Genomic DNA, 11,903 nt, shown 5'->3' with positions numbered 1-11,903 from the left:
CAATGCCGGCGTCGAGCTGGATGCGCCGATCGTGACGAGCTGCGGCTCCGGCGTCTCGGCCGGCGTGCTGACGCTCGCGCTCTACCGCCTCGGCATCACCGACACCGCGCTCTATGACGGCTCGTGGTCGGAATGGGGCCAGGCCGGCGGCCCGGCCATCGCGACCGGCCCGGCTTGAGGTTGCAGCCACGATGACGGTGCGCTCCCTCGCCCCGTTCTTACGGGGAGAGGGTTGGGGTGAGGGGCCTCTCTCCACACGATGAGACTATACCCCCTCACCCGGAATCCGCGCGACGCGCGTATTCCGACCTCTCCCCGCAAGCGGGGAGAGGTGAAGAAGTAAGATCACCGCGTGCGTGCGGTCGTCGTTGTCGCGAAGGCCGGCTGCTGCTGACCGAACGGATCGAGCTGCTGCTGCAACTGCTGAGGCGGCGGGCGCCGCACCACGCGGGCTCGCTTCTTGGCTTTCGCCTTGCGCTTGGTCGCCTTGCTGTCCGACTTGGTGCTCTCGGCCTTGCTGCTCTCGGCCTTGACCTTCGCCGGCGCGTCCGTCGCCGCTGTGGCGGCGTTCAGCGCAGCGAGCCTTGCGGAGGCGACATCGAGCGCCGCGGCGGCGAGGGCCGGGTCAGCTGGTTCCGGCTCGCTGGCGATTGCGGCAGGCTGGGCCTCGGGAATCCCGGCCGTGGTGTCGGCGGGGGTCAGCGTATCGATGGAAGCCGGCGCTGCGGCCGTCACGGTCGGTTCGGGCTTGGCTGCTTCGATGGCCGGCACTTCAGCCAGGGGCGCGGCGGCCTCGGGCTGGACGTCGGTCTCGGTCGTCAGTGCAGCAACCTGTTCGGGCTCGCTCAGGGGCAGAGCGATGGTCGGCACCTGGTCGCGCAGCGATGGCGTGGTCTCGGCAGGTGGCTCCGGCTCGGTCCGCAGCACCGCGAGCACCGGCTGGGCCGGCTCGGGCGCCTGCGCAAACATTTGCTCCTGCGGCCCGTTCCGCCAGCCGGGGTTGTTGACATATTGCTGATGGGTCGCCCGGAGCAGAGCGGCGGCCCCTAGGCCGAACACCAGGATGGAGGTTGACAGCAGGATCGCGGCAAACAGGAAGCGAAAGCCGGGAAGCATTGAGCGATTGCGAATTTCCGCCCCGGCGGCGGAAGTAGCCGGGGCTCAAGAGCCATCTGAACGCGGTGACGGTACTGCTTGCCGCGTTCGCCACGCGGGATCGGAGCTCAAAAAAGTGGCGAATCAGGCTGATTCGACCATATCGCAACGTCTCCGCATCGTTCCGTTAAAATCGCGGCCGACCATCGCGCCAATCGAAGGCGCGATACGATTTCAGCCCCGTGATGCAACGGGGCAACGGTAGTCTTGCGGATCACAAATCGGCAAGTCCGGCGCAAATAAGCCTGATATGTCTTGAATGTGCCGCTATCTTCCGTCATCTGGCCGTTAACGGTCCGGTCGGGCTTGGGGACTATACAAGAGCGATGATGATCAAACACTTTCTGACGATATGCGCTGCCGCAACAGTCGCTGCGGCGGGAACCTCGTTCGCTCAGGCTCAGAGCTATCCGATCCAGCAGGTGCCAAGCTATGGCGCGCCGGCCGAATATCGGCCCGGTGACCGCATGCCGAATTTCGACGCGCTGGATGAAGACGACGACGCGATGCCGCATGCCTCGCTGCCCCCGCCCGGTCCGGCCGACGATCCGCGCTACGGTCGTCCGATGGGCGCGCCTCCGGTCTATTCGGCCGCCCCACCCCAAGGTCCGGTGATGTCGCCGGATGATCCGCGCTATGGGCGCCCGGCTGGCGCCCCGCCGGTCTATTCGGCCGCGCCGCAGGGCCCCGTGATGTCGCCCGACGATCCCCGCTACGGCCGGCCCGCCGGTCCGCCGGCGGTGATCTACGCCGACCGTCCGCCTCAGCAATCGCCCGCCAACGATGGCCTGCGTCCGCCCGAGGCTGTGGGCGGTCCCGCCGCGACTGGGACGGTCCAGGCCGGACAGCCGCCCGTGGGCACAGATGGCCGCCCGGTGACCCTGGCCGCGCTGCCGCCCGAGGAGCAGCCCGATGCCGCGCCGGTGCAGCTGCCGCCGAACCTGCGCCGTCAGGAGGTCGCGTTCCAGACCAAGGAGCCGGCCGGCACGCTCGTGGTCGATACGCCCAACACCTACCTCTATTACGTGCTCGGAGGCGGCCGTGCGATCCGCTACGGCGTCCGAGTCGGCCGCGACGGCTTCACCTGGACGGGCGTGCAGAAGATCACCCGCAAGGCCGAGTGGCCGGATTGGCATCCGCCGACCGAGATGATCGAGCGTCAGCCCTATCTGCCGCGCTTCATGGCCGGCGGCCCGGGTAATCCGCTCGGCGCCCGCGCGATGTATCTAGGTTCGACCGTCTACCGCATCCACGGCACCAACCAGCCCTCGACGATCGGCAAGTTCGTCTCCTCCGGCTGCATCGGCATGCTGAACGAGGACGTCTCCGACCTGTTCGAGCGCGTCAAGGTCGGCACCCGCGTTGTCGTGATGCCGGGTGGTCCGCCGCCGGGAACGGCGACGGCCTCCGCCGCGCCGACGCAGAGCGCTGCCGGGCCGGCTCCGATGTCCGCCCAGGCGGGCCCGGTCCCGGGGACGCAGCCCACCGTTGTGCCGCCGCTGCCCGCGCCGGTCACCGTGCGCTGAGGGCCTCAACTCGATGAGATTGCGAAGGGCGTGCCGTCGGCACGCCCTTTTCGTTTCAGGCCAGCTTCCGCGGCAGCTCGCCGCCTTTGGTGAAGGCGTCGATCGCCTCGACCATCTGGCCGTAATGGATGCGCAGACCATCCGTGGTGGCGTAGCCCAGATGCGGCGTCAGCACGAGATTGTCGAGCTTGCGGAAGGGATGGTCGACCGGCAGCGGCTCGACCGAGAACACGTCTAGGCCGGCGCCTGCGATCTTGCGCTGCTGCAAGACTTCCAGCAGCGCCTGCTCATCCACGATCGGCCCGCGCGCGGTATTGACCAGGAAGGCCGTCGGTTTCATCCGCGCAAGATCCGCGCGGCTGACGAGGCCACGCGAGCGCTCGCTCAGCACCACGTGGATGGTGACGATGTCGGCCTTGGCGAACAGCTCCTCCTTGGAGGCGTAGCCGACGCCGGCCGCCGCACATTTCTCCGCGGTGAGGTTCGGGCTCCAGGCGATCACGTTCATGCCGAACGCCTTCGCAATGCCCGCCATCTTGCTGCCGAGCTTGCCGAGCCCGACGACGCCGAGCGTCAGCCCTTCGATCTCGACTCCGGCAAATGTCTGCCAGGACTCGCCCGCATGCATGCGCGCGTTCTCTCGGCCGATGCCGCGGGTCAATTCCAGGACCAGGCCCATCGTGAGCGGCGCCGTCGGATCGCGGGAATATTGCGTGCCGCCGATGGCGATGCCGCGCGCTTTCGCGGCCTCGATGTCGATCGCAGCGTTGCGCATGCCCGAGGTCAGCAGCAGCTTAAGCTTCGGCAGGCGATCGAACAGGCTCTTGGGAAACGCCGTGCGCTCGCGCATCGCGCAGATGATTTCGAAGTCGGTGAGCGCACTGGCTGCGGCCTGCTCGGAGGCGAAGGGATGGCTGAACACGGTGACGTCGACGCGATCCGACAATTTCGGCCAGTCGGCGACGTCGAGGGCGAGATTGAAATAGTCGTCGAGGATTGCGCAGCGCAGCCGGCTCATCAGCGTTCATCCATGGCGAGAGGTGAAGGCGCCAGGCGGGCGCCGTCATCGGAACCTGGCCATGGTTTGCGCGCAATCGCGCCGGCGCGCAAGCAGCCTGCGTCTTCAAAAGTTTGATAGGGATCGTCGCTCAGACGTCGCGGGGCTTCAGGCGGAACGGTGCATCCATGCCGTGCTTGGCGCGCCAGGCGGGGCCGGGGCCGCGCATGTAATGCAGTTCGGGCCGGTAGGGATTGAAGGCGGTGACGAAGAAGCGCTTCCAGAAGGCCTTGATCTCCGAGGCGAACCCGGAGTCGCGCCCGGCTCCTGCCGGAACAGGAAGAGAATGGGTCTCGATCAGAGCCATGATGCGGCCTCGCTGTGCTCCCCGTTCGTTCTGAGCGGGTGGCGCTGTTTCCGCGCGAAACCGAGCTTTGGCCTGATTTATTAAAAGATGGTTTCAATTGTCCGGATCGGTGGCCGGATGGTTTCCTGCCCGTATTCATCCGTGGTGAACGGACGGAAAACGTTGCCCTTTGGGGGCGGGATCGCTACATCGGCGGCAAGCAAAATTTCCTCAAATCGAAGGTTTCACGGGACCGATGGCGCGCCAGTTCATCTATTTCATGCAGGGCCTGACCAAGAGCTACCCGACCCGGAAGGTGCTCGATAACATCCATCTGAGCTTCTACCCGGACGCCAAGATCGGCGTGCTCGGCGTCAACGGCTCGGGTAAGTCGACCCTGCTCAAGATCATGGCCGGTCTCGACAAGGAATACACCGGCGAGGCCTGGGTCGCCGAGGGCGCCCGCGTCGGCTATCTCGAGCAGGAGCCGCAGCTCGATTCCAAGCTGACCGTGCGCGAAAACGTCATGCAGGGCGTCGCCAAGCAGAAGGCGATCCTGGACCGTTACAACGAGCTCGCGGTCAACTATTCGGACGAGACCGCCGACGAGATGACCAAGCTGCAGGACGAGATCGAGGCCCAAGGCCTGTGGGATCTCGACAGCAAGGTCGACCAGGCCATGGACGCGCTGCGCTGTCCGCCCGACGATGCCGACGTGACGAAACTCTCGGGCGGTGAGCGCCGCCGCGTCGCGCTGTGCCGCCTGCTGCTCGACCAGCCCGAACTCTTGCTGCTGGACGAGCCAACCAACCATCTCGACGCGGAATCCGTGTCGTGGCTGGAAGGCCATTTGCGCAACTATCCCGGTGCGATCCTGATCGTCACCCACGACCGCTACTTTCTCGACAACGTCACGGGCTGGATCCTCGAGCTCGATCGCGGCCGCGGCATCCCGTACGAGGGCAATTACTCGTCCTGGCTGGTGCAGAAGCAGAAGCGTCTGGAGCAGGAGGGCCGCGAGGATGCGGCGCACCAGAAGACGCTCGCGCGCGAGCAGGAATGGGTCGCCTCGTCGCCGAAGGCCCGCCAGGCCAAGTCGAAGGCGCGCTACCAGCGCTATGAGGAGCTGCTGAAGAAGGCGAGCGAGAAGCAGACCCAGACCGCGCAAATCATCATTCCAGTGGCCGAGCGGCTCGGCGCCAACGTGGTCGATTTCGAGGGGCTCAGCAAAGGCTTTGGCGATCGTCTCCTGATCGACAACCTCACCTTCAAGCTGCCGCCCGGCGGCATCGTCGGCGTGATCGGTCCCAACGGCGCCGGCAAGACCACGTTGTTCAGGATGATCACCGCTCAGGAGAAGCCGGACTCCGGCACGATCACGGTCGGCGAGACCGTGCATCTCGGCTACGTCGACCAGTCGCGCGACGCGCTCGACGGCAAGAAGACCGTGTGGGAGGAGATCTCTGGCGGCAACGAACTGATCCTGCTCGGCAAGAAGGAAGTCAACTCGCGCGGCTATTGCTCGTCGTTCAACTTCAAGGGCGCGGACCAGCAGAAGAAGGTCGGCGCGCTCTCGGGCGGTGAACGCAACCGCGTCCATCTCGCAAAAATGCTGAAGTCCGGCGCCAACGTCCTGCTGCTCGACGAGCCGACCAACGACCTCGACGTCGACACGCTGCGCGCGCTCGAAGAGGCGCTGGAGGACTTCGCCGGCTGCGCCGTCATCATCAGCCACGATCGCTGGTTCCTCGACCGCATCGCGACGCACATCCTCGCCTTCGAGGGCGAGAGCCACGTCGAATGGTTCGAAGGCAATTTCCAGGACTACGAGAAGGACAAGATGCGCCGGCTCGGCCAGGACAGCATCATCCCGCACCGCGTGAAGTACAAGAAGCTGACGCGGTGATGGCGGCATGATGCGACGGGCGCTCATCGCTGCGGGGATCGTCATCGCCTGCAGCTGGTCGCCCGTCCGTGCTGCCGACGCCGCTTTCACCCAGTTCATCGCCTCGTTGTGGCCGGAGGCCCAACAGGCCGGCGTTTCGCGCGCAACGTTCGATGCGCAAACGCGCGGGCTGGAGCCCGACTACAAGCTGCCCGATCTGCTCTTGCCCGGGCGGCCGGCAACGGGTGCGCCGTCGCAGGCCGAGTTCGTGCAGGTGCCGGCCGACTACGTCAAGGAAGCCTCGATCGCGCGGCTTGCAGGCGAGGGGCAGCGGCTGCTCCAAAAGCATCGTACCTCGCTGGACGAGATCGAGAAGAAGTCCGGGGTGCCGGCGACCGTCATGCTCGCCATCTGGGGCCGCGAGACAGACTATGGCCGGCACACGTTGCCCTACGATCTGGTGCGCGTACTGGCGACGCAGGCCTATGTCGGACGCCGAAAGGATCAGTATCGCAACGAGTTCATTGCCGCGCTCAAGATCCTCGATGAAGGCGTCGTCACGCGCAAGGACATGCGCTCGTCCTGGGCCGGCGCGACCGGCCTCACCCAGTTCCTGCCGTCCGAATATTACAAGCATGGCGTCGATTTCGACGGCGATGGCCGCATCGACATCTGGCACTCGGTGCCGGATGCGCTGGCCTCGGCTGCGCAGCAGCTCGTCAACAAGGGCTGGCAGAGCGGCGTGCGCTGGGCTTACGAGGTGCAGGCGCCGGCGAAGGTCGATTGCACGACGGGCGTGCCGGAGGTGACGAAGCCGATCGGCCAATGGCTGCGCGAGGGTTTTGTCCCGGTACGCGGCCAAAAGCTCAGCGCCGCCGAGCAGGCGCAGCCGGCCTCGCTGCTCCAGCCCGAAGGCATCTACGGCCCGTCATTCCTGACCACGAAGAATTACTTCGTCATCAAGGAATACAATTTCTCCGATCTCTACGTGCTGTTCGTCGGCCATCTCAGCGACCGCATGACGAGCCCGCTGCCGTTCGCAACGCCCTGGTCCGCCTCGAAGCAATTGCGCACCAAGGACGTCGAGACCATGCAGCGCGAGCTGACGCGGATCGGGCTCTACAAGGACAAGATCGACGGCAAGGCCGGCATGCAGACCCGTGCGGCGCTTGGCGCCTATCAGAAGTCGGCGGGCCTCAAGGTCGATTGCTGGCCGAGCGAAGAGGTGCTGCGTTCGATCCAGGCGGCGCGATAGAGCATGATCCGGAAAAGTGTGAAGCGGTTTTCCGAAAAGATCATGCTCAAACAATAACCTAAAGCGCGATGACGCTTCATCCTAACCGCATCGCGCTTTAGCGTGCGCAAACAAAAAGCCCGGCCAATGCTCTCGGCCGGGCTTTCCGATCGCGGCGCGCATGCGCCAGGCAATCAGATCAGTAGCAAACGCGAACCGGACGGCTGACCCAGCCGTAGCCGTCCCAATAGCGCTCGCGGCGCCAGTAGCAGGGCGCGGGCGGCGGGGGCTCGGCGATGTAAACGGGGCCGCCATAGGCGGGACGGCTGGAGGCGATGGCGCCGCCGACGATGGCGCCACCGATCAGGCCGGCTGCGATACCGGCGCCGACGCCATCATGGGCCTTCGCGGACGGAGCGGCGGTCACCAGCGAACCGGCGACCGTCGCGACCGTGAGCGCGGCAACTAAAGTCTTGTTCATGCTCTTGGCTCTCCTGGGAGATGGGTTCCTCCTGTTAGAGGCGCCCGGGTTTCAAAGGTTCACGCACACTCTGATGGAATTGGCCTTGCAGCTAGGAAGCGCGCAAATGGTCAATCCACGGTAAACGCACACGGAGCTGTGACGAGAAAAAGCGGTCTTTTTCAGGCCCTGAGATGAACGGCGCATCCGTAGTGAACCGGCTTGGCGCGCCTCAGCCGCAGACTCGGACGCGACGGACGCGCCAGGCATAGCCATCCCAGAAGCGCTGCTTCTGCCAGACGCAGCCGCCGTAATAGTCGTCGGCAACATAGCCTGGACCCGGGGCGTAGTAGCGCGGCGGGTAGTAGCCCGGCCCATAGTAGCCATAGCTAGGCCCGTAATAATACGGAGAAGCCAGCGCGCCGCCGACAATGGCGCCGCCGATGATCCCGGCGGCCACGCCTGCCGCGACACCGCGCTGGGCATGGGCCGGTGTTCCGGCCGTCAGGGCCAGAATGGCGACGGCAGCGACCGCCAGGAGCGATTTCTTCATTGCTTGACCTTTCAGACGAACACGCGGGAACCTTTGGGCCGCAAGGTTCCATATTCCGCTTGAATGATCAATGAACGGCACCTTTGCCGGAGACGACCAATTGGTATGGGTCCCACCGGGAGACGATGATGGGCAACGCGATGATTAATGCTTTGATTGCGGCCGGGATCGTTTTCGCGGTCGGCTACGGCTGGATCGCACATCTCCAGAACCGCGCACGGCGCTCCCGCGCTACCGCCGGCAGCCACGGAGGGAGTAGCGGGGACAGCACCTATTCCGGGACGAATGACGGCTTCTCGCGGGGAAGCTGGTTTTCCGGCGGCAGTTCGGGGAGCTCTGGCGACGGCGCAAGCTGTTCCAGCAGCGATAGCAGCAGTAGCGGCGGCGACTGCGGCGGCGGCGACTGCGGCGGTGGCGACGGCGGAGGAGGAGGCGGCGGTGGCGGCGACTAGTGGGCTACAATCTTGATCCAGCGCAAGAGGTTGATTTAGAGCCGTTCTAGGCTTTGATCAGGCCAGTTTGGAATAGCTTCAAATACCTGTTTTTCCTTTTGCATCCGGCCGGCCTGTTAAATATCGATGATGGCGCATCACCGAAGGGCCTGCCGCTTCCATGATCGTTTGTTCCTGTAACGTGCTGAGCGATGATGATATCCGCGCCGCCGTCGCCGAGTCCGACGACGCCGTGCGGCATGCCAAACAGGTCTATGGCTGTCTCGGCTGCAGCGCCGAATGCGGGCGCTGCGCCCGGACGATCAAGAGTATCATCGACGAAGCGCTCGGCCCCTGTGCGCAGTCCTGCTGCGCCGGCTGCCCGCATAGCCACACCGTGGCCGCCAACGACGAGACCGCCGAACCCGCCGAGTTCGCCCTCGCGGCCTGCTGAAAACTTCCGCAATTCCGGCTGAGCTTTTCCCCGGCTGGGTTCCCGTAGCCGGTTGCTCTCGCTCGCAAAGTGATTTAGAAGCGTTCTAAACTCGGTTTGGGACCGATTTGGACTGCAAGAGCTGGAGTGAACCATGCAGGGCGACGCAAAAGTCATCGACTATCTCAACAAGGCGCTGCGTCACGAGCTGACTGCGATCAATCAGTACTGGCTGCATTACCGCTTCCTCGACAATTGGGGCCTGCTGGACATGGCCAAGGTCTGGCGCAAGGAATCCATCGAGGAGATGGAGCACGCCGACAAGCTCACCGAGCGGATCCTGTTCTTCGACGGCTTTCCGAACATGCAGGTGCTCGATCCCCTGCGCATCGGCCAGAACGTCAAGGAGATCATCGAATGCGATCTCGCCGCCGAGATGAGCGCGCGGGCGCTCTATCAGGAAGCGGCGACCTACTGTCACAGCGCCAAGGACTATGTCACACGCGACCTGTTCGAGAAGCTGATGAGCGACGAGGAGCACCACATCGACTTCCTCGAGACCCAGCTCGATCTGATCGGCCGCATCGGCCTTGAGCTCTACACCCAGAAGCATGTCGGCGGGCTCGAGGGCGAGGGGCACTAAACTCGGGCCTGGCTCCCTCCATCGTCATGGCCGGGCTTGACCCCGGCCATCCACGTGTTGCCGCACGTCGTTTCGTTTTGCGGAACCGCTCTCGGCTACAGCTGCGTCTTGTAGAGCTCTTCCACGGCCTCCTGGCTCGCCGGTTCGCCGAGGCCGGTCTGCTCGTGAATGACCGTGACGATGCTCGGCATCACCGAGCGCTGCACCTTCTCCGACCCCCACAGATTCGAGCGCATCAGCGCCTTGCCGCAATGGAAATAGACCTCGCTGACCGCGACGTTCAGCACCGCGCGCGGCGGCTTGCCGAATTCCACCATCGAGGCGAGCAGATCCGGGTCGGCCGACAGCGTGCCGCGGCCGCCGACGCGCAGCGTCTCCTCGATGCCCGGCACGAAGAACAGCAAATGCACGAAGCCTGAGCCTTCGACGACGTTGCGGAAACTGTCGATGCGGTTGTTGCCGGAGCGGTCGGGCATCAGCAGCTGGTTGGGGCCGGCGACGCGGACGAAGCCGATGCCGCCGCCGCGCGGCGAAGCGTCGACGCTGCCGTCCGCTCCCGATGTCGCGAGCACGCAGAATGGCGACATCTCGATGAATTTCTTCGCATGCGCATCGATCGCGGGCCGTGCCTTCGCGATCACGCGCGGGCTCGGCTTGGCATAGATGGTGGCGAGGTCTTCGGCGCTAAGATCGGTCAACGGCGTGCCTCCGCTTCAGCTGGCTTCAAGCTACCCGATCGGGCCGTCGCCAGCCAATGGAAATCACCAAGGCGCGTTACACCGCATCCGCCGGCACGAAGCAGCTGATGATGATGGAGCCGCGGTGGTGGACGTACCACACCACGGCCTGGCCGATCGGATTGCCCTGGTCGCGGATGATGGCGCGTCCGGGCACCTCGATCCATTGTCCCTCGATCGGCACCCAATAAGCGCCATTGCGCACGTCATACTCGGTGCGATGGCCATCGGAGATGTCGCAGCAGGGAACCCCGTTCGGCGCGATCACGCTCTTGAACCAGGCGCGGATGTCGGGCGGAACGTGGTCGTATTGGCCATTGTCGCGCGCGAACGCAACGTTTGCCAGCGCTGTCGTCGCAACCAACCAAACGCACAGTGCGAGCCTGTGCATGCGATCCTCCTCGTCGCGTATCGTGCCATGGCCGCGCGATTGTCCTGCGCGTCTTTCCCTATCGTTGGCACGGATTAAGCCTGAGCCGTCACTGCAATGCATGCTCAAATAATATGCGATGCCGGCGCCCCCGCTTATGATGCGCTGCGAGATCAGCTTGTGGCGCATCCACCAAGTTGGTCGCAGAAGCGAGAAGGCGGATGTAGGATTTCGGCTCGGACCTTCGTCTTAAGGAAAACGCCGGGAGAAAGTGCATGTGCCGCAACATCAAGACGCTGTTCAACTTCGAGCCGCCGGCGACGGAGGATGAGATCCACGCCAGCGCGCTGCAATTCGTGCGAAAGCTGTCGGGTTTCAACAAGCCGTCGCAGGCCAACGAGGCGGCGTTCGATCGTGCGGTGGCCGAGGTCTCCGAGGCGGCGCGAAAACTCCTGACCGCGCTGCATACGAACGCGCCGGCGCGCGACCGCGAGGTTGAGGCGGAGAAGGCGAAAGAGCGTTCGCGGCTGCGCTTCGGTACGTGAGGTCAGGCAGCGTGCTCCGTGATCTGGCTCACGGTATCTGCTGCCTCGGCTTGCGATGGTGGCGGCCGGGGTTTTGATCGCCCGGAGCACGACATGAGCCACCCCCTTCTTCCTTTGAAAGCAGGTGCCATCGTCTTCACGCTGCTGTGGACCGCGTGGATGATGTGGTGGAGCGGCTCGTTCTCGAGCGCGAACGTGATCATCCTCGCCCTGTGCGGCGCGGCGGTCGGCTATTTCTGGTATCGCGCCATGCGCTGGCAATTCGAGCGCATGGGCATGCTGCCGCGGCGCGAGGATCGGCCCGACTAGACCCGTCGGCTATCCTTGCCCTGCTTCTTCTTTTTCTTTTTCTTCCTGTGATCGTCGACGTCATCGCCCTCGTCATCGACGATTGCCTCGTCGGTCTCCTGGACGGCGGCTTCGAGCGCTTCGCGCTCGGCGGCTTCGCGCTCGCGTTGGCGGCGGCGTTCGTCCCAGGCATCGAAGAGCTGGTCGAGCCAGGGCAGCACCTGCTCGATCGACGGCAATTGGCCGGGCGGACCCGGCTCGCCGCGCGGGCCTTGCGGCCCCGCCGGTCCCTGCGGCCCG

General features: G+C 65.0%; 16 protein-coding genes and 1 pseudogene. 9 read left to right on the top strand and 8 right to left on the bottom strand.

Annotation, left to right across the window (positions count from 1 at the left end):
* Positions 1 to 178 (top strand): rhodanese-like domain-containing protein (locus tag XF30_RS39595; protein WP_349644209.1); only part of this gene is annotated, 178 nt, incomplete at its 5' end.
* Between the two features lie 167 nt (positions 179 to 345).
* Here XF30_RS39595 and XF30_RS30530 read toward each other — a convergent pair.
* Positions 346 to 1,116 carry a hypothetical protein gene (locus tag XF30_RS30530; RefSeq protein ID WP_109144721.1) on the bottom strand — a complete coding sequence of 257 codons (771 nt, stop codon included), beginning with the start codon at positions 1,114 to 1,116 and terminating at the stop codon, positions 346 to 348.
* A 368-nt stretch (positions 1,117 to 1,484) separates the two neighbouring features.
* On the opposite strand from XF30_RS30530, the gene XF30_RS30525 reads away from it, so the two are divergent.
* The gene (locus tag XF30_RS30525) at positions 1,485 to 2,681 is read left to right on the top strand and encodes a L,D-transpeptidase family protein (RefSeq protein ID WP_192893467.1); all 1,197 of its coding nucleotides are present in this window, start codon (positions 1,485 to 1,487) and stop codon (positions 2,679 to 2,681) included.
* Between the two features lie 55 nt (positions 2,682 to 2,736).
* On the opposite strand, the gene XF30_RS30520 is transcribed toward XF30_RS30525, so the two are convergent.
* A complete protein-coding gene (locus tag XF30_RS30520; RefSeq protein ID WP_109144719.1) occupies positions 2,737 to 3,699 on the bottom strand; it encodes a D-2-hydroxyacid dehydrogenase family protein in 963 nt (320 codons plus the stop codon).
* A 130-nt stretch (positions 3,700 to 3,829) separates the two neighbouring features.
* A complete protein-coding gene (locus XF30_RS30515) occupies positions 3,830 to 4,045 on the bottom strand; it encodes a hypothetical protein (protein ID WP_036013194.1) in 216 nt (71 codons plus the stop codon).
* 235 nt (positions 4,046 to 4,280) lie between these two features.
* Here XF30_RS30515 and ettA point away from each other — a divergent pair, with 235 nt between their 5' ends.
* Positions 4,281 to 5,930, top strand: a complete 1,650-nt coding sequence (ettA, locus tag XF30_RS30510; protein WP_036028509.1) for an energy-dependent translational throttle protein EttA — start codon at positions 4,281 to 4,283, stop codon at positions 5,928 to 5,930.
* Between the two features lie 7 nt (positions 5,931 to 5,937).
* A complete protein-coding gene (locus XF30_RS30505) occupies positions 5,938 to 7,164 on the top strand; it encodes a lytic murein transglycosylase (protein WP_109144718.1) in 1,227 nt (408 codons plus the stop codon).
* A 178-nt stretch (positions 7,165 to 7,342) separates the two neighbouring features.
* Here XF30_RS30505 and XF30_RS30500 read toward each other — a convergent pair whose 3' ends face one another.
* Together XF30_RS30500 and XF30_RS30495 are read right to left on the bottom strand one after the other, a co-directional pair.
* The gene (locus XF30_RS30500; protein WP_036013199.1) at positions 7,343 to 7,624 is read right to left on the bottom strand and encodes a hypothetical protein; all 282 of its coding nucleotides are present in this window, start codon (positions 7,622 to 7,624) and stop codon (positions 7,343 to 7,345) included.
* Positions 7,625 to 7,835: 211 nt separating this feature from the next.
* Positions 7,836 to 8,156: a hypothetical protein gene (locus XF30_RS30495; protein ID WP_057026972.1), complete on the bottom strand. Its 321-nt coding sequence runs from the start codon at positions 8,154 to 8,156 to the stop codon at positions 7,836 to 7,838.
* A gap of 125 nt (positions 8,157 to 8,281) precedes the next feature.
* Here XF30_RS30495 and XF30_RS39590 point away from each other — a divergent pair, with 125 nt between their 5' ends.
* From XF30_RS39590 to bfr, 3 genes are all read left to right on the top strand, one after another.
* The gene (locus XF30_RS39590; protein ID WP_244609048.1) at positions 8,282 to 8,608 is read left to right on the top strand and encodes a hypothetical protein; all 327 of its coding nucleotides are present in this window, start codon (positions 8,282 to 8,284) and stop codon (positions 8,606 to 8,608) included.
* 160 nt (positions 8,609 to 8,768) lie between these two features.
* Positions 8,769 to 9,041, top strand: coding sequence for a (2Fe-2S)-binding protein (locus tag XF30_RS30490; RefSeq protein WP_036013202.1), 273 nt, complete (start codon positions 8,769 to 8,771; stop codon positions 9,039 to 9,041).
* Between the two features lie 133 nt (positions 9,042 to 9,174).
* On the top strand, positions 9,175 to 9,663 hold the full coding sequence (gene bfr, locus XF30_RS30485; protein WP_036013205.1) for a bacterioferritin: 489 nt from the start codon (positions 9,175 to 9,177) through the stop codon (positions 9,661 to 9,663).
* 95 nt (positions 9,664 to 9,758) lie between these two features.
* Here bfr and XF30_RS30480 read toward each other — a convergent pair whose 3' ends face one another.
* Entirely contained in the window at positions 9,759 to 10,361 is a 603-nt protein-coding gene (locus tag XF30_RS30480) for an MSMEG_1061 family FMN-dependent PPOX-type flavoprotein (RefSeq protein ID WP_036028502.1), read from the bottom strand.
* 76 nt (positions 10,362 to 10,437) lie between these two features.
* Complete coding sequence (locus XF30_RS30475; protein ID WP_036013289.1) at positions 10,438 to 10,791, bottom strand: hypothetical protein; 354 nt, start codon at positions 10,789 to 10,791, stop codon at positions 10,438 to 10,440.
* 254 nt (positions 10,792 to 11,045) lie between these two features.
* On the opposite strand from XF30_RS30475, the gene XF30_RS30470 reads away from it, so the two are divergent.
* Together XF30_RS30470 and XF30_RS30465 are read left to right on the top strand one after the other, a co-directional pair.
* Positions 11,046 to 11,315: a DUF2277 domain-containing protein gene (locus XF30_RS30470; protein ID WP_109144717.1), complete on the top strand. Its 270-nt coding sequence runs from the start codon at positions 11,046 to 11,048 to the stop codon at positions 11,313 to 11,315.
* Between the two features lie 93 nt (positions 11,316 to 11,408).
* The gene (locus XF30_RS30465) at positions 11,409 to 11,624 is read left to right on the top strand and encodes a hypothetical protein (protein WP_036013212.1); all 216 of its coding nucleotides are present in this window, start codon (positions 11,409 to 11,411) and stop codon (positions 11,622 to 11,624) included.
* Here the strand turns inward: XF30_RS30465 and XF30_RS30460 are convergent.
* A pseudogene (locus XF30_RS30460) lies at positions 11,621 to 11,903 on the bottom strand (collagen-like protein); the annotation flags it as partial. The gene XF30_RS30465 and the pseudogene XF30_RS30460 sit on opposite strands and share 4 nt — an antisense overlap.

The sequence above is a fragment of the Bradyrhizobium sp. SUTN9-2 genome (assembly GCF_003122645.1).
Lineage (GTDB): Bacteria > Pseudomonadota > Alphaproteobacteria > Rhizobiales > Xanthobacteraceae > Bradyrhizobium > Bradyrhizobium yuanmingense.
This window is presented reverse-complemented; position numbering and strand designations above follow the sequence as displayed.

Bases quoted from the DNA above. Each gene is read 5' to 3' on its own strand.
- XF30_RS30530 (WP_109144721.1), bottom strand. From the start codon at position 1,116: ATGCTTCCCGGCTTTCGCTTCCTGTTTGCCGCGATCCTGCTGTCAACC.
- XF30_RS30525 (WP_192893467.1), top strand. From the start codon at position 1,485: ATGATCAAACACTTTCTGACGATATGCGCTGCCGCAACAGTCGCTGCG.
- XF30_RS30520 (WP_109144719.1), bottom strand. From the start codon at position 3,699: ATGAGCCGGCTGCGCTGCGCAATCCTCGACGACTATTTCAATCTCGCC.
- XF30_RS30515 (WP_036013194.1), bottom strand. From the start codon at position 4,045: ATGGCTCTGATCGAGACCCATTCTCTTCCTGTTCCGGCAGGAGCCGGG.
- ettA (WP_036028509.1), top strand. From the start codon at position 4,281: ATGGCGCGCCAGTTCATCTATTTCATGCAGGGCCTGACCAAGAGCTAC.
- XF30_RS30505 (WP_109144718.1), top strand. From the start codon at position 5,938: ATGATGCGACGGGCGCTCATCGCTGCGGGGATCGTCATCGCCTGCAGC.
- XF30_RS30500 (WP_036013199.1), bottom strand. From the start codon at position 7,624: ATGAACAAGACTTTAGTTGCCGCGCTCACGGTCGCGACGGTCGCCGGT.
- XF30_RS30495 (WP_057026972.1), bottom strand. From the start codon at position 8,156: ATGAAGAAATCGCTCCTGGCGGTCGCTGCCGTCGCCATTCTGGCCCTG.
- XF30_RS39590 (WP_244609048.1), top strand. From the start codon at position 8,282: ATGATGGGCAACGCGATGATTAATGCTTTGATTGCGGCCGGGATCGTT.
- XF30_RS30490 (WP_036013202.1), top strand. From the start codon at position 8,769: ATGATCGTTTGTTCCTGTAACGTGCTGAGCGATGATGATATCCGCGCC.
- bfr (WP_036013205.1), top strand. From the start codon at position 9,175: ATGCAGGGCGACGCAAAAGTCATCGACTATCTCAACAAGGCGCTGCGT.
- XF30_RS30475 (WP_036013289.1), bottom strand. From the start codon at position 10,791: ATGCACAGGCTCGCACTGTGCGTTTGGTTGGTTGCGACGACAGCGCTG.
- XF30_RS30470 (WP_109144717.1), top strand. From the start codon at position 11,046: ATGTGCCGCAACATCAAGACGCTGTTCAACTTCGAGCCGCCGGCGACG.
- XF30_RS30465 (WP_036013212.1), top strand. From the start codon at position 11,409: ATGAGCCACCCCCTTCTTCCTTTGAAAGCAGGTGCCATCGTCTTCACG.